Consider the following 14506-nt stretch of genomic DNA (forward strand, 5'->3'; position numbering starts at 1 on the left):
CCCGATCCTGGCCCACGGGTGCACGGCGGCGCACCCGCCCGATCACCACCTGGTCTCGAGCCCCTTCCCGGTGCGGGGTCAGCGGGGGGTCGTCGGGTCCCGCGGCACGAAGGTCTGCGGGACCATGACGCGCATGGCGTCGCCCGTGACCGTCACGCTGGCCGGCGTGCTACCCGTGACCTCGCCGTCGACGTCGAGGGCCAGGGGGCGGTCCGTCGTGATCTCGAATCGGGTGCCCGTCAGGTAGCCCTTGCGCTCCAGCGGCTGCCAGGGGGTGAGCGCCTGCCGGGCGGCCGCGGTGGCCACCGAGAACCGGCGCGACCCGCCCAGGGCGTAGGCGACGAGGAGGCGGTCGTCGACGCCGGCGTCGCGCGCGATGGGCGTGCCCGCGTGGACGCGGCCGTTGGCGATGTTGAGCTGGTGGGTGCGCACGGTCCAGACCCGGTCCTCCGTGCGGATCTCGGCCTCGAACGCGCGGTGGGTGGTCAGCGCGCGCGCGGCCGTCACGGCGTAGGCGGCCCGGCCGATGCGGCGCTTGAGGGCGTGCGGGGTCCGGCCGGCGACCGCCGCCGACACCCCCATGCTGACGAGGTTGGCGAACCAGTCGCCGTTGACCTGCCCGAGGTCGACCGACGCGACGCGACCGCGGGCCACCACGTCCACGGCGTCGGCCAGCCGCAGCGGCAGGCCCAGGCTGCGGCCGAAGTTGTTCGTCGTGCCCAGGGGCAGGTAGCCCAGCACGGTCGACGTGTGCGCGAGGTGGTCGACCACCCCGGCGACCGTCCCGTCCCCGCTGCCGACGACGAGCAGCGGCGGCCGCGCGGCCAGCACCTGCGGCAGCAGCACCGGCATCTGCGCGGCGGGGTCGTCGACGAGGTGCTCAGCGGTGACCACGACCCCGCGCTCCTCGAGCATCCGCCGCACCCGGCCGTGCAGGGCGGCGCCGCGGCGCGAGCGCACGTTGACGACCAGCACCGCCTCGCGCGGTCGTGCGGGCCCCGGCCCGTCCATCGTCCGTCCTCCTGCTCGACCTGCTGCTCGACCTGCTGCTGCCACGTGGTCCGGGCGTGCGCCCCCGCCGTGGCCGGCGGGGGCGTGCCCGGCGACGCCGATCCTGCCGTCCGGACCCGAGCATCCTCCACGGGCGGGCTGTGCGGGCGCCGTGCGTGCGGGCGAGCCCGCACGGGGTGACCGGCCGGTGACAGGCCGGTGACCCGCTCCTGACCGGCTAGCCTCGGGCGCGTGCCTGCACACACCGACTTCGTCCTGCGCCCGTTCGAGGGTCTGCCGTTCGAGACCGACTGGGTCGCCCTCAAGGAGCTCGTCCCGGCCGGCACGGGGACCGCGCGGACCACCGCCGAGCACGGGTCGCGCGACGTGCTCGTCACCACCGTGCTGCCCGAGGGCTGGCGCTCGCTGCACCGCGCCGACGGCGCCGTGCTGCTCGCCCTGCAGACGCTGGGCGCCGGCTCCGGCGACGCCAGCCGCGACGCCGCGGCGGCCCTGCTCGAGGCGCTCGAGGTCGAGCCGGGGACCGCGGTCGAGGGCGGCTCGCTCGTCGGGCCGGGGCCGCGGCTGCAGGACGTGCTCGACCTCGACGTCCCGTTCGAGGTCACCGTCACCGACACGTTCGACTACTGGCTCGACCCCTCCGCCGAGCGCACGCCCGAGCTCGTCGGGGCGCTCGAGGAGGCGGACAAGGGCATCGTCGACACGGTCAAGCTCGCCGCCGCGCCGTCGGCGTACTGGGTCCGCATGGGGGCCAAGGAGTTCCTGCGCTGGGTGCAGCCGCTCGACGAGCAGGTCGTCCTCGACGCGCTCGCCCGCCTGCACGGCCGGCGCGAGTCGGGCTTCGAGGGGTCGAAGTTCATCGGGTACTTCCGGGCCGCGGGCCTCGTCGTGCCGGTGTGGGAGCTCGCGCGCGGGACGGAGGCGGAGGAGCTCGAGGCGCCCTTCGCGGCGTTCCTGCCCCGGTTCGAGGCGGCGCTGGCGGAGACCGGGCCGCTCGACGCGAACGCCCGGCGGGCGCGCGCGGGCCTCGTCGCCCGTCAGGTCACGCTGCGCTGACAGGGGCCGCCGCTAGGGTGAGCCGCGTGGAGCGCGCCTTCCGCCGGGTGGCGGTGATCATCCCCGCCAAGGACGAGTCGCGGCGCATCGCCGCCACGGTGCGGGCCGCCCGTGCCATCCCGCACGTGGACCTCGTGCTCGTCGTCGACGACGGGTCCGTGGACAGCACGCAGCACGTCGCCCGGGAGGCGGGGGCGGTCGTCGTGCGGCACTCGCACAACCGCGGCAAGGCCGCGGCCATGGAGACGGGGGCGGCCGTCGTCGCCATGCGGGACATGCCCGACCGGCCGGCGCGCGACCTGCTCTTCATCGACGGCGACCTGGCCGACACGGCCGTCAACACCGCGCCGCTGGTCGGGCCCGTGCTCGCGGGGGAGGCGGACCTCACGATCGCGCTGCTGCCGCCCCAGCCGGGTGCCGGCGGGCGCGGGTTCGTCGTCAAGGCGGCACGTCGGGCGGTGGCGTCGCTGACCGGGTGGACGCCGACGCAGCCGCTGTCGGGGATGCGCTGCCTCACGCGCGAGGCGTTCGAGGCCGCGACGCCCCTGGCGCGCGGCTGGGGCGTGGAGGTCGGCATGACGATCGACCTGCTGCGCCGGGGCTTCCGCATCCAGGAGATCCCCTGCGAGCTCAAGCACCGCCCGTCGGGCACGGACCTCAAGGGCCAGCTGCACCGCGCGGCGCAGTACCGCGACGTGCAGCTGGCGGTCAACGCCCGGCGGTTGCGGGCGGCCGTGGGGGGGCTGCCGCGCGGCGCGGCGCCCCGGCGTCCGGCCACGGGACGCGGTCCGGAGGACTGAGCCGCAGCGCTCGTGGCAGGTGCAGCTCCGCCGTGGCCCCCACGAGGGCCGGCACCGCCAGGGCGACGCCGGTCGCGGGGATGATGATCCCCGAGTCGTTGACGAGGAAGCCGACGGCCAGGCCCAGCCCCGCGGCGACGAGGCCCGCGCGCACGAGCGGCACGGCCTGCTCGAGGTCCGCCGCCTCCCGCGCCAGCTCCGCGGCCTGGCGCCGGGCCGTGCGGGCGAGCACCCACAGCAGCGCGATGCCGGCGACCGCGGGCACGAGGTAGCGCCAGGTGGTGAGGATGCCGAGGTTCGCGTCGAGCTTGCGCTGCAGGACGGGCAGCAGCCCGCCGTCCAGCACGGTCGCGACGAACCGCCCCAGGTGGGTGCGCTCGTCGGCCGGACGTGCCCAGTCCAGCAGGGCGAACCCGCCGACGACGACCGCCCCGACGGCCACCACCGCGGCGACGACGCGCCAGCGCACGGGCCGCCCGCTGACGACCAGCGCCAGGTAGGCGAACGAGATGAGCAGGGACGGCGGCCCGCCGAAGTCGCTGCCCAGCCCGGGCGCCCCGTCCACGACGACGAGCAGCAGGCCCAGCGCGACGACCCCGGCGAGCGCGGCCCGCCGGCGCCCGGCCCGGACGAGCACGTCGCCCAGGACGACGGCCAGCATGACCCCGCCGGCGAGCAGGAGCGCGAAGCCCTGGTTGCTCATGCCGTAGAAGCGCGCGGCGAGGATGCGGTGGGCCCCCATGGGGGAGTCGATCGTCAGCCACGAGCCCGTCAGCGCGTCCGCGACGAGCACCCCGACGGTCACGGCCGCGACCACCGCCGCCGGCCCCAGCACGTACCGCCGCCAGGGGCCGAGCAGCGCCACGGCCGTGATGACCAGCGCCCACCCGAGCAGCGCCGCCCAGAAGCCGAGCACCGGCGCCCCGGCCCGCCACCACGGCACGAGCCCGGTGAGGAAGGACGCGACCGGCCAGGCGGCCAGGAACGGTCCGACCACGCGCAGGACCCGCACCGGCCCGCGCAGCGCGCCGTGCTGCCGGTCCCGCGGGCGGGTGAGCACGAGCGCCGCGGCGACGAACAGCGCCACCTGCAGCAGCACCAGCACGGTCGAGAAGCCACCGCTGACCTCGCGGACCTGGTCCGCCTCCGCCGCCACGTCCTCGAGCAGCGCGATGCGCGCGCCGGCCGTGGCGGGGCCGCCGGTCGCGCGCATCGTCGAGCCGGACATGGCGGGGTCGGCCGGCAGGCCCAGGGCCGACAGGACCGTGGGCGCCACGTCCACCGCCTGCACGAGGCCGCGCTGCTGCGTCGAGCCGGTGGTGAGCAGGCCGGGGCCCGCCCAGCGCGTGCCGGCCGGGCCGGTCGCGGCGGCGAGCTGCAGCTCCGCGCGCCCCGAGTCTGCGAGGGACACGACGAGCACCTGCGCCCCCGTGCCCTCGGCGCCGGCCAGGACCGCGGCGAGGGTGCTGTCGACGAGCGCGACCTGCTCGGCCCGCGGGGCGAAGGCGGTGCCCTCGCGGTCCCGCACCCCGCCGGCGTCGACGACGACGAGCGGGGCGGCCGCCAGCGCCGAGGAGACCTGCTCCGACAGCCCGCCGGCGGGCGCGCGCCGGCTCTCCCACGTGCCGACCTGCAGCCCCGCGCCGTCCGCCAGCGCCACGGCCGCCCCCGGGCCGATGCCCGCGGGGCTCACGCCCGCCTCCCGCAGCGTGTCCCCCAGCAGCCCGATGCGGGCGTCGTAGGCCTGGTCGACGACCGCCGCGGCGTAGTCCGACCAGCCGGGCGCCAGGCCGTCGGGACCGATGTCGACGAGGACCCGGCAGCGGTCCCGCACGAGGCCCCGCTCGTCCTCGGCGGCGAGGTCCTCCTCCGTCACGTGTGCGAGCCCCGTCCGCTCCAGCGGCGGGGCGTCGGCGGCCCGCGCGCCGGCGGAGACGCCGAGCCACCCGTCCGCCGGGCACGCGCTCGACGAGACGCTGCGCGCCGCGACGTCGGCCAGGCGCGCGTCCTGCGCCAGGGCGTGCAGCGCCGGCGTGCCCGTCGCCGTCACGTCGTCCCAGCGGACCCCCGCGACCCCGACGAGCAGGACCGGCGGCTCGTCGGCGGCGCGCGCGGGCGTCGCCCCGGCCACCAGCAGCACGAGGAGGCCGGCGAGCGCCGCGAGCGCGACGGACGGGCGGGGGAGGGACCGCGGGAGCACGCGGCCAGGCTACGGGCAGGCCGCGTAGGGTCCCCCCGGGGCGCGGTGCCTCCCGCCGGGACCCGCACACCGCGTCCACGCCGTCTCCACGAGCCCGACCGTCCTGCACCGACCCGGAGGAGCCATGCCCGCCCCCGACGCCCCGCGCTACGCGTACCTGGGCCCGGCCGGCACGTTCACCGAGGCGGCGCTGCGCCAGGTGGCGGGACCCGACGAGGCCGTCTACCTGCCGCAGACCGATGTGGGCTCGGCCATCGCCGCCGTGCGGTCCGGGGAGGCCGACCTCGCGGTCGTCGCCATCGAGTCCACGGCCGAGGGTGGCGTCACCGCGACGCTCGACGCGCTGGCCACGGGCGAGCCGCTGGTCCTGCTGCGGGAGATGCTCGTGCCGGTCCAGTTCACGCTCGTGGCACCGGCCGGCACGGACCTGGCCGACGTGCGGCGGGTCAGCGCGCACCCGCACGCATGGGTGCAGTGCCGGCGGTGGCTGGCGGAACACCTCCCCGGGGCGATGCACGTGCCCGCGACCTCCAACACCGCTCCCGCGGCGATGCTCGCGGCCGGGGACGGGCCGGTGCCGTTCGACGCCGCGCTCGTGCCGCCGGCCGCGGTGGGCACGTACGGCCTCGTCCCGCTGGCCGAGGACGTGGCGGACAACCCGTCGGCGATGACGCGGTTCGTCGTCGTCGGCGCCCCCGGGGACGTGCCGCCGCCGACCGGGGCGGACAAGACGACCCTCGTCGTGCACCTGCCCGACAACGAGGCCGGGGCGCTGCTGGCCATGCTCGAGCAGTTCGCCGTGCGCGGGGTGAACCTGTCACGCATCGAGTCCCGGCCGATCGGCGACGCCCTGGGGCGCTACTCCTTCTCCATCGACGCCGAGGGGCACATCGCCGAGGAGCGCGTGGGGGAGGCGCTGATGGGGCTGCACCGGCGCTGCCCGTACGTGCGGTTCCTCGGCTCCTACCCGCGCGCGGACGCCGTCGCCCCGACGATGCACGCGGGCACCACCGACGCGGAGTTCGTCGCCGCCCGAGCCTGGCTGCGGGCGGTGCGCACGGGTGGCGCCGGGGCCTGACCGCTGGTGCCCGTCCACCTCCGAGAGGTACTGCGGCGACACCCCGGCGCGGTCCGCCACGTCGACCAGGCGGAGCCCGGCGTCGCGGCGCGCGTCCCGCAGCCGCTGCCCGATGGCCCGCCGCCAGGCCAGGCCGTCCGGGGCGGGCCGAGGGGCGACGGTCGTCCGGTCACCGGCGGCGACGCGGGTGCGGGCGTGCGGACGGGGACCGGCGCGGCGGGGGAGCGGGAGGACGGTGACGACGGCGCTCATGCCTCGGACGCTAGCCAGGCCGCGGCCGGCCGGGCCCCCGCTCCGCTGAGGGCAGAACGCGCCGGGTGGGCCCACAATGGCACGGCGGTGCGGACCGGTGCCGACGGACGGTGGGCGACCTGGAGGACGCGTGGAGGACCGAGTGCCTCGACGATGACGGCGAGGTCGTGCTCGTCCTGCACCAGTCGGACGACATCACCGACTACGTGCGGCTGCGCACCCCGGGCCCGGTCGCCGGCCCGGTCGCCGGCACGGTCGCCGGCACGGTCGCCGGCACGGTCGCCGGCACGGCCGTCGAGCGGGTCGTCCCACGGGACGCGGCGCTGCCGGCCGCGCGCGCCGCGCGGGGCGAGCGCCTCGTGGCCGACGAGCACCTCGACGCCGCGCCGGGCGCCGCCGCCGGTGAGCCCCTCGGCCCGACCTGGGTCGCGCTCCCGCTGCGGACCGGCGACGAGGTGCTCGGTTCGCTCACGCTGTCATGGCCCGAGCCCCACACCTTCGACGGGACCGAGCACCAGCTGCTCGACGCGCTGGCCACGCAGTACGCGCAGGCCCTCGCACGCGTCCGTCGCCTCGAGGTGGAGCGCGAGCTCGCCGACGCGACCCGGCATCTCGCCGAGGCCCTGCAGCGGTCGCTCCTGTCCGACCCGGTGCAGCCCGAGCACGGGCAGGTCGTCGCGCGGTACGCCCCGGCGTCGCGCACCGCGAAGATCGGCGGTGACTGGCACGACGCCTTCGTGCAGCGGGACGGCGCCACGGTCGTCGTCATCGGCGACGTCACCGGGCACGACGTCAACGCGACCGCGGCGATGGGGCAGCTGCGGTCCCTGCTGCGCGGCATCGCGGTGACCAGCGGCGCCGGGCCCGCGGGTGTCCTCGCGGACGTCGACCACGCGATGCGCGCGCTGCAGGTCGCCACCATCGCGACCGCGGTCGTCGCCCGGATCGAGCAGGCCCCGGACGAGCGGCACCTCGCGCGGGTGCGCTGGTCGAGCGCCGGGCACCTGCCCCCCGTCGTCGTCCGGCCCGACGGCACCGCCGACCTGCTGACCACGGGACGCAACGACGTCCTGCTCGGCGTCCGGCCGGATGCCGCACGGACCGAGCACCTGTGCACGCTGGAGCCGGGTGCCACCCTCTTCTGTACACGGACGGGCTCGTCGAGCGCCGGGACGAGGACCTGGCCGCGCGGCTGGAACACCTGCGCCGCACCGTGGAGGAGCTCGCCGCGGGGGACGGCGACCTCGACACGCTGTGCGACGAGGTGCTGGCCCGCATGCTCCCGGCGCACCCGGACGACGACGTCGCGCTCCTCGCGGTCCGCCTCCACGCGCAGGACCGGTAGGCCCGGCCACGGCCCTCGCACTGTGACGGTGCTGGCAGCGGCGGCGCCTCGACGGGCGCGACCGGCCGGCCTCTGCCTACCGTCCCCGCGTGACGGACGTGCGGGGGCAGGCACCGGGCTCCGCCATCGCGCTCCTGGAGCCGCTCGCCCCGCGCCCGGCCTCGCGGCCGCGGCTGACCGCTCGCACGGTCCTGGTGCTCCTCGCGGTCTACGCGGGCGCGCGGGTCCTGTCGGCGCTGCTGCTGCTCGTCGTGCACCGGACGGGCGTCGTCGACGACGGGCCCGGAGGCCTGGGCGCCGGCCTCGCGGCGACGCTGCCCGGGACGGGCTTCACCGACCTCCTGCAGGGGTGGGACGGGGAGTACTACCGGCGGATCGCCGAGGACGGCTACCCCACCGACCTGCCCCTCGACGCCGACGGCGAGGTCGCCAAGAACCCCTGGGCCTTCATGCCCGTCTACCCGCTCCTGGCCCGCGGGGTCATGGCCGTCACGGGCCTCGGGTTCGGCGCCGCCGGCACCGCCGTCGCGCTCCTGGCCGGCGCGGCGGCCGTGATCGTCCTGCACGTGCTGCTCCTGCCGCACGCGGGTCGCCGCGCCGCCACGCTCGGGGCCGTGCTGCTGGCGATCAGCCCGATGTCCTTCCTGTTCACCGTCACCTACGCCGAGAGCACGTTCCTCGTCCTGGTGTTCGGCGCGCTCGTCGCGATGACGCGGCAGCGGTACGCGCTGTTCGCGGTGCTCGGCGTCGTGGCCGCGTTCACGCGGCCGGGTGCGCTGGCGCTGGCCTTCGCGCTGGTGCTGCTGCACCTCGTGCGGGCCCGACGAGGCCTGGTGCAGCACCGGCGCGAGCACGTGGCCGCCCTCGGCGCGGCCACGGCCGTGACGCTGGCCGGTCTCGCGTGGCCGGTCGTCGCCGGCCTCGTCACGGGCCGTGCCGACGCCTACCTCGCGACGGAGACCGCCTGGCAGCAGGAGTACACGGGCCACGCCGGCTTCGTGCCGTTCACGCCCTGGTTCCGGTTCGCCTCGGCGGTGCTCGACCCGGTGCTCGGGCCGGGTGCCGGAGTGGTGCTCGTGACGCTGCTGCTCGGGACGACGGTCGTCGTCGTCGCGCGGCGGTGGAACGCGCCGGGGGCGGACCTCACCGTGTGGGCGGTCGCGTACCTGGCCTACCTCGTCGCCGTGTTCGTGCCGCAGCACAGCACGTTCCGCCTCCTGCTGCCGCTGGCCCCGGCGCTCGGTGACCCGGGGCTCACCGGGACCCGACGACGAGCGGCGCTCGCGGTGGGGGCCTCGCTGGCGCTGCAGCCCGTCGCGGTGCTGGCCCTGTGGGTCGTCGTCGCGCCCTGAGGGCCGGAGTTCACCGAGGGGCGGGGACGGGACCTCCGTCCCTGGACCGGGGCGGGCGTTCCGGTCGATGGTGAAGGAGCCGGCGACCCCGGCACGCCACCCGCGCCCACGAGGAGCCCCCGATGTCGACCCTGACCGCGACCCACCCGCACCACGCCCCCCACGCCGCCGTGGCCGCGGCGCTCAACGCGCTGCACGACGGCGCCGAGCGCGGCCACGACCTCGTCGAGCGCGTGCGCACGACCCCCCTGCCGGAGCCGACCGGCGTGGCCGGCCGGGTGCGCCGCGCCGTCTGGGTCGCCGTCAGCTCCGCCGCGCTGGGCGGCGGTGCGCTGCTCGTCACCGGGCTCCTGGCGGGGGTCGTCGACGTCCTGTCCTGAACCCCGCCAGGACCGGGTCAGCCGGCGTCGCCGCAGGCGAGGCCATCCCGGAGGGCCGTCAGGTTCTCGCGCATGAGGCCCGGGTAGTCCTGCCCCTCGGCGACGCGCTCGATCGGGTGCAGCACCGCCGTCGTGACGCCGAGGTCGTCCGCGAGCGTGGTGGCGACCTCGGGGCTCGTCGTCGCCTCGAAGAACACCGTGCGGACGCCCCGGCCCTGCACGACGTCCACGACGGCGCGCAGCCGGGCCGGGGACGGCTCGACGTGCGGGTCGATGCCGGCGATGCCCACCTGCTCAAGCCCGTAGGCGCCTGCCAGGTAGCCGAACGCCTCGTGGGCGGTCACGAGGGTGGCGCCCGCGCACCCGGCCAGCCCGGTGCGGTACTCGGCGTCGAGGGCCTCGAGCTCCCCGACGAGCCGCTCGGCGCCCGCCCGGTACGCGCCCTCGCCCGCCGCGTCGACGGCGACGAGCCCGTCCGCGACGTCCTCGGCCAGCCGCGCCATGCGGGTCGGGTCGAGCCAGACGTGCGGGTCGCCCTCCTGGTCGGCCAGCGTCGCGGCGTCGACCAGGTGCTCGGGCGCCTGGGCCGCCAGCGCCTCGTCGACGCCGGTCTGCATCCCGCTCAGGTGCACGACGAGGTCCCCCTCGCCGAGGGCCGCCACGCCCTGCGGCGACAGCTCCGTCGCGTGGCTGTCCGCCCCCCGCGCCGTGAGGTTCTGCAGCTCCACCCGGTCGCCCGCGACCTCCTGCACCTGCGCCGTGGGGTACGCGGGACGCCCCCTGCTGCGCGACGTCGACATCGCGGTGCACCGCTGCGAGTGCGTGGCCGTGACCGGCGCGAACGGGTCCGGCAAGACGACGCTGCTGCGCGCGGTGCTCGGTGCCGCGCAGGTGCTGGGCGGCTCGCTCGAGGTGTCCACGCCGCGCGTCGGCTACGTGCCGCAGCGCGACAGCCTCGCCTCCGTCGTGCCTGCGACCGTCGGGGAGGTCGTCGCCGTCGGGCGGCTGCCGCTGACCGACCCCCTGCGCCGCCTGCGCCCGTCGGCCCGACGCGCCGACCGCGAGGCCGTGGCCGCCGCCCTCGACCTCGTCGGCCTGGCCGACAGGGCGCGCACCCCCATGGCCCAGCTCTCCGGCGGTCAGCAGCGCCGCGCGCTCGTGGCGCGGGCGCTGGTGGCCGAGCCGGAGCTCCTGCTGCTCGACGAGCCGACCGCCGGCGTGGACGCCCGGCACCAGAGGGTGCTCGCCGAGGTCCTGGACCGCATGCGCCGGGCCGGTGTGGCGGTCCTCGTCGTCACGCACGAGCCGGCCGCGCTGGCGGGCGCCATCACCCGGTCCCTGGCCGTGGCCGACGGGCGCGTGGGGACGGTGGCGGCGTGAGCGACCTGCTGACGGTCCTCGACTACGACTTCATGCGGCGGGCGCTGCTGGCCGCGGCGCTCGTCGGGGTGGCGGCACCGCTCGTCGGGACGTTCCTCGTCCAGCGCGGGCTGTCCCTCGTCGGGGACGGGCTCGGGCACGTGGCGCTCGCGGGCGTCGCGGCCGGCGTGCTGACCGGGACGGCGCCGAGGTGGACGGCCCTCGTCGCCGCCGTCGGGGCCGCGCTGCTCGTGGAGGCCGTGCGAACCCGCGGGCGCACGGGCGGCGACGTCGCGCTGGCCGTCGTGTTCTACGGCGGCATCGCCGGCGGCGTCGTGCTCATGAGCCTCGCTCCCGCCGGGACGACGACGAACCTGGAGGGCTACCTCTTCGGCGCCATCACGACGACGAGCCCGGGGGACGTGCGGGTGTTCGCGGTGCTCGCCGCGGTGCTGCTCGTCGTCGTGACCGTGCTGCGGCCCTGGCTGTTCGCCGTGGCCGTCGACGAGGAGCACGCGCGCGCCGCCGGCCTGCCGACGCGCGCGCTCACGTCGGCGCTCGCCGTGCTCACGGCCGTCACCGTCGTGCTGTCGATGCGGACGGTCGGCCTGCTGCTCATCAGCGCGCTCATGGTGCTGCCCGTCGCCGCGGCGCAGCGCGTGTGCCGCAGCTTCGGACCGGTCGTCGTCGCCGGGTCCGCCGTCGGGCTGGTGGCGAGCGTCGGCGGCGTGACGGTCTCGGCCGCCGCCGGCACCCCGTCCGGCGGGACGATCGTGCTGCTCGCGCTGGCCGCGTTCGCGCTGGCGGTCCTCGTCGGCGGCCTGCGGCGACGCGGGCTGAGCCGGTCCTGGGCCGGCACTGCGACCCGTGGGGCGCGCCCGTAGCCTGACGCGATGCCCGAGGGTCACACCGTCCACCGAGCCGCTCTCCAGCTGGCGCAGGACCTCGTCGGGCGGCCCGTCGCCGTCTCGTCCCCCCAGGGCCGGTTCGCCGCGGGTGCCGAGCGGCTCGACGGGCGCGTCGCCGAGCGGGCGGACGCCGTCGGCAAGCACCTGTTCCTGTCCTTCGAGGGCGATGCCGTGCTGCACGTGCACCTCGGGCTCTACGGGCGCTGGGACCTCGCCGGGCGGGTGTCGCGGCTGCGCGCCGACGCGCTCGAGGACCCGGCCGCGTTCGCCGACCGGCCCGTGCCGGCCTCCGCCTCGTCGGGCGGCGCGGGCCGGGGCGGGTCCCGGCACGTGCGGCTGGGGGAGCGCGAGGTGGAGGACCGGGGGGACGCCGAGGGCGAGGAGCCGTTCGACGGCCCGACGTTCCCGCCGGACCCCGTCGGGCAGGTGCGCGTGCGCCTGCTCACCGAGCACACGGTCGCGGACCTGCGCGGCCCGACGGCGTGCGAGGTGCTCGACCCGGAGGGGGCGGCGGCCGTCGTCGCCCGGCTCGGGCCGGACCCCGTGGTGGGCGACGAGCTGCGGCAGCGCCTGGGCGGCGCACCGGCCACGCGCAGCCCCGCCGACGAGGCCGTGCACCGGATCACGAGGCGGTCGGTGCCCGTGGGGCAGCTGCTGATGGACCAGGCCGTCGTCGCCGGCGTGGGAAACATCTACCGCGCCGAGCTGCTGTTCCGCGCGCGGCTGGACCCCTGGACCCCCGGCAAGGAGGTCCCCGCGAAGACGGCCCGTGCGCTCTGGGAGGACTGGGACACGCTCCTGCGCGACGGCATCCGCACCGGGATGATGATCACGCGGGAGGACCTCGACGCCGAGGGCCGCGCCGCCGCCCGGCGCGACAGGTCGCAGCGCCACCACGTCTACCACCGCCAGGGGCAGCCCTGCCTCGTCTGCGGGACGCCGGTCGTCATCGAGACCATGCAGGCCCGCAACCTGTTCCGCTGCCCGTGGTGCCAGGTCCGGCCCGGGACGCGTCGCCGCGCGCGGCGCGCGCCGCGGTGAGGGGCCGCGGCCCGGGGGCGACGTCGCGGGACGAGCACGTCGAGCGGGTGCGCGTCGGTGGCACCGTCCTGCGGGTGCGCTCCCGCGCGGGTGGACGGGCGTCGGAGGCGGCGTCGGGGGCGGCGTGGGGCTCCGGGGCCGACGAGGGCCGCCACGACGTCGTGCTCGTCCACGGGCTGGGCGTCGACGGGCTGTACTTCGAGCGGCTGACCCGACGGCTGACCGGGCTCGGCACGGTGCACCGCGTCGACCTGCCCGGCTTCGCGGGTCTCCCGCGGCCGGACCGCGAGCCCGTCGAGGTCGTCGACCACGCCGAGCTGCTCCTGCACTGGCTCGACCGGGCGCGGCCCGTCCGGCCGGTGCTCCTCGGGCACTCGCTCGGCACGCAGGTCGTCGTCGAGGCCCTGGCCCGCCGGCCGGACGCCGCGACGCACGCCGTCCTCGTCGGCCCGACGGTGTCCCCCGACGGGCGCACCGCGCACCAGCAGGTCGGCCGCCTGCTGCGGTCCGCGGTGTTCGAGTCGCCCGGCACGCAGGCGCTCGTCGTCCGTGGCTACGCGCGGTGCGGCGTGCCCTGGGCGGTACGCCAGCTGCGCGCGATGCTCCGGCACCCCACCGAGGACCGGATCGGGCGGGTGGCGGTGCCGGTGCTCGTCGTGCGCGGGACCCACGACCGGGTCGCGCCGCGGGGCTGGGTGCAGGACCTCGCGGACGCCGCCCCCCGCGGTGCGGTGGCCGAGGTGGCGGGGGCGTCGCACGCCGTGGTGCACGACCACGCGGAGGAGCTCGCCGCGCTCGTGCGGGAGCACGTGCGCCGCTGAGACCTCAGAGGCCGCCGGCCCCGCGGCGGGCGGCGATGGCGGCCGTCCGGTGCCGCTCGAGGTCGGCGAGGGCCGCGGCGTACGCGGCCCGGTCGCGGCGGCGGCCCTCGTCGCGCAGGGCGGGGCGGGAGCGCGGCGCCGCGACCTCGACGAGGAGCTCCCCGCGCACGCGGCCGAGCCGCAGCAGCACGCGGAGCGCGGGGGCGGGCGTCGCGGGGCCGGTGGCGGAGGTCGCGGCGGGGGCCGGGACACGGGTGGGGGCGAGGGCGGGGGCGAGCGTGCTCATGGTCGGTTCTCCGCAGCAGGGGGGATCTCGTCGGGGTTGACGGTCGCGAAGAGGCGTCCGATCCGGGCGCCGTCGGGCCGCAGGGAGGGGTCGGCGCGCCGCCCCGCGAAGCGTGAGGTCAGGTCGTGCACCTGACGGACGAGGTCGCGCATCTCCTCGGCCGTGGCCCAGAAGGTGGCGGACGTGACCGTGACGGTGTCGTCCCAGTCGGCGTTGCGAACGTGCGGCGCCTCGAGGAACGCCTTGACGCGCTCCACCTCGCGCAGCATCTGCAGGCCGGCGACCTCGGCGACGGCCCGCTCGGAGGCGGGGTCGTCGGGGTCGGGGTCGAGGGTGCGCTCGGTGGCCGTGACCCGCCACGGCTTCTCGCGTCCGCGGGCGGTGGCGGGCTCGATGAACCCGGCCTTGGCGAGCGTGCGCAGGTGGAACGAGCAGTTCGCCACCGTCTCGTCGAGGCGGTCGGCGCACTGCGTGGCCGTCAGCTCGCCCTCCTCGCCCAGCAGGCTGAGCAGGTCGAGGCGGACGGGGTGGGCGAGCGCACGGATCCGCGCCGGGTCGCTGACCCGCTGGACGGCGGGGGCGAGGGGGCGGGCGTCGGACGGGGTCGCGGACGGCAT

General features: G+C 77.6%; 14 protein-coding genes and 2 pseudogenes. 10 read left to right on the forward strand and 6 right to left on the reverse strand.

What is annotated here, in order from left to right; all coding sequences use genetic code 11:
• Positions 1–78 precede the first annotated feature (78 nt).
• The gene (locus tag BM048_RS08110; RefSeq protein WP_090032231.1) at positions 79–1011 is read right to left on the reverse strand and encodes a diacylglycerol/lipid kinase family protein; all 933 of its coding nucleotides are present in this window, start codon (positions 1009–1011) and stop codon (positions 79–81) included.
• 231 nt (positions 1012–1242) lie between these two features.
• On the opposite strand from BM048_RS08110, the gene BM048_RS08115 reads away from it, so the two are divergent.
• Both BM048_RS08115 and BM048_RS08120 read left to right on the forward strand, forming a co-directional pair.
• Complete coding sequence (locus tag BM048_RS08115) at positions 1243–2067, forward strand: DUF5926 family protein (RefSeq protein ID WP_090032233.1); 825 nt, start codon at positions 1243–1245, stop codon at positions 2065–2067.
• A gap of 17 nt (positions 2068–2084) precedes the next feature.
• Positions 2085–2867, forward strand: a complete 783-nt coding sequence (locus tag BM048_RS08120; RefSeq protein ID WP_373308404.1) for a glycosyltransferase family 2 protein — start codon at positions 2085–2087, stop codon at positions 2865–2867.
• On the opposite strand, the gene BM048_RS08125 is transcribed toward BM048_RS08120, so the two are convergent.
• Positions 2776–5067 (reverse strand): hypothetical protein, encoded by a 2292-nt coding sequence (locus BM048_RS08125; RefSeq protein ID WP_090032235.1) that lies wholly within the window; start codon positions 5065–5067, stop codon positions 2776–2778. The genes BM048_RS08120 and BM048_RS08125 overlap by 92 nt on opposite strands.
• A 124-nt stretch (positions 5068–5191) precedes the next feature.
• Here BM048_RS08125 and pheA point away from each other — a divergent pair, with 124 nt between their 5' ends.
• Positions 5192–6145: a prephenate dehydratase gene (pheA, locus tag BM048_RS08130; RefSeq protein WP_090032237.1), complete on the forward strand. Its 954-nt coding sequence runs from the start codon at positions 5192–5194 to the stop codon at positions 6143–6145.
• A 63-nt stretch (positions 6146–6208) separates the two neighbouring features.
• Here pheA and BM048_RS18935 read toward each other — a convergent pair.
• Positions 6209–6397, reverse strand: a pseudogene (locus tag BM048_RS18935) (hypothetical protein); the annotation flags it as partial.
• A gap of 359 nt (positions 6398–6756) precedes the next feature.
• On the opposite strand from BM048_RS18935, the pseudogene BM048_RS19140 reads away from it, so the two are divergent.
• The 3 genes and pseudogenes from BM048_RS19140 to BM048_RS08160 all read left to right on the forward strand — a co-directional run bounded on the left by BM048_RS19140 (position 6757) and on the right by BM048_RS08160 (position 9474).
• Positions 6757–7742, forward strand: a pseudogene (locus BM048_RS19140) (PP2C family protein-serine/threonine phosphatase).
• A gap of 89 nt (positions 7743–7831) precedes the next feature.
• Entirely contained in the window at positions 7832–9094 is a 1263-nt protein-coding gene (locus BM048_RS08155; protein WP_090032243.1) for a hypothetical protein, read from the forward strand.
• A 122-nt stretch (positions 9095–9216) separates the two neighbouring features.
• Entirely contained in the window at positions 9217–9474 is a 258-nt protein-coding gene (locus BM048_RS08160; protein WP_090032245.1) for a hypothetical protein, read from the forward strand.
• Between the two features lie 17 nt (positions 9475–9491).
• Here BM048_RS08160 and BM048_RS18720 read toward each other — a convergent pair whose 3' ends face one another.
• On the reverse strand, positions 9492–10274 hold the full coding sequence (locus BM048_RS18720) for a metal ABC transporter substrate-binding protein (protein WP_239078719.1): 783 nt from the start codon (positions 10272–10274) through the stop codon (positions 9492–9494).
• A gap of 28 nt (positions 10275–10302) precedes the next feature.
• On the opposite strand from BM048_RS18720, the gene BM048_RS18725 reads away from it, so the two are divergent.
• The 4 genes from BM048_RS18725 (at position 10303) to BM048_RS08180 (ending at position 13603) form a co-directional block, all read left to right on the forward strand.
• Entirely contained in the window at positions 10303–10854 is a 552-nt protein-coding gene (locus BM048_RS18725) for a metal ABC transporter ATP-binding protein (RefSeq protein ID WP_239078718.1), read from the forward strand.
• Entirely contained in the window at positions 10851–11717 is an 867-nt protein-coding gene (locus BM048_RS08170; protein WP_308439496.1) for a metal ABC transporter permease, read from the forward strand. The genes BM048_RS18725 and BM048_RS08170 overlap by 4 nt, the downstream gene beginning before the upstream one ends.
• A 9-nt stretch (positions 11718–11726) precedes the next feature.
• The gene (locus BM048_RS08175; RefSeq protein WP_090032249.1) at positions 11727–12782 is read left to right on the forward strand and encodes an Fpg/Nei family DNA glycosylase; all 1056 of its coding nucleotides are present in this window, start codon (positions 11727–11729) and stop codon (positions 12780–12782) included.
• A gap of 74 nt (positions 12783–12856) precedes the next feature.
• Positions 12857–13603 carry an alpha/beta fold hydrolase gene (locus BM048_RS08180; RefSeq protein ID WP_175499389.1) on the forward strand — a complete coding sequence of 249 codons (747 nt, stop codon included), beginning with the start codon at positions 12857–12859 and terminating at the stop codon, positions 13601–13603.
• Between the two features lie 4 nt (positions 13604–13607).
• Here the strand turns inward: BM048_RS08180 and BM048_RS08185 are convergent, their stop codons facing one another.
• Both BM048_RS08185 and BM048_RS08190 read right to left on the reverse strand, forming a co-directional pair.
• Complete coding sequence (locus tag BM048_RS08185; protein WP_090032251.1) at positions 13608–13889, reverse strand: hypothetical protein; 282 nt, start codon at positions 13887–13889, stop codon at positions 13608–13610.
• Complete coding sequence (locus tag BM048_RS08190; protein ID WP_090032253.1) at positions 13886–14506, reverse strand: ArsR/SmtB family transcription factor; 621 nt, start codon at positions 14504–14506, stop codon at positions 13886–13888. Before BM048_RS08190 ends, BM048_RS08185 begins: the two co-directional genes overlap by 4 nt.

It is taken from the genome of Cellulomonas marina, assembly GCF_900111925.1.
Taxonomy (GTDB): Bacteria; Actinomycetota; Actinomycetes; order Actinomycetales; family Cellulomonadaceae; genus Cellulomonas; species Cellulomonas marina.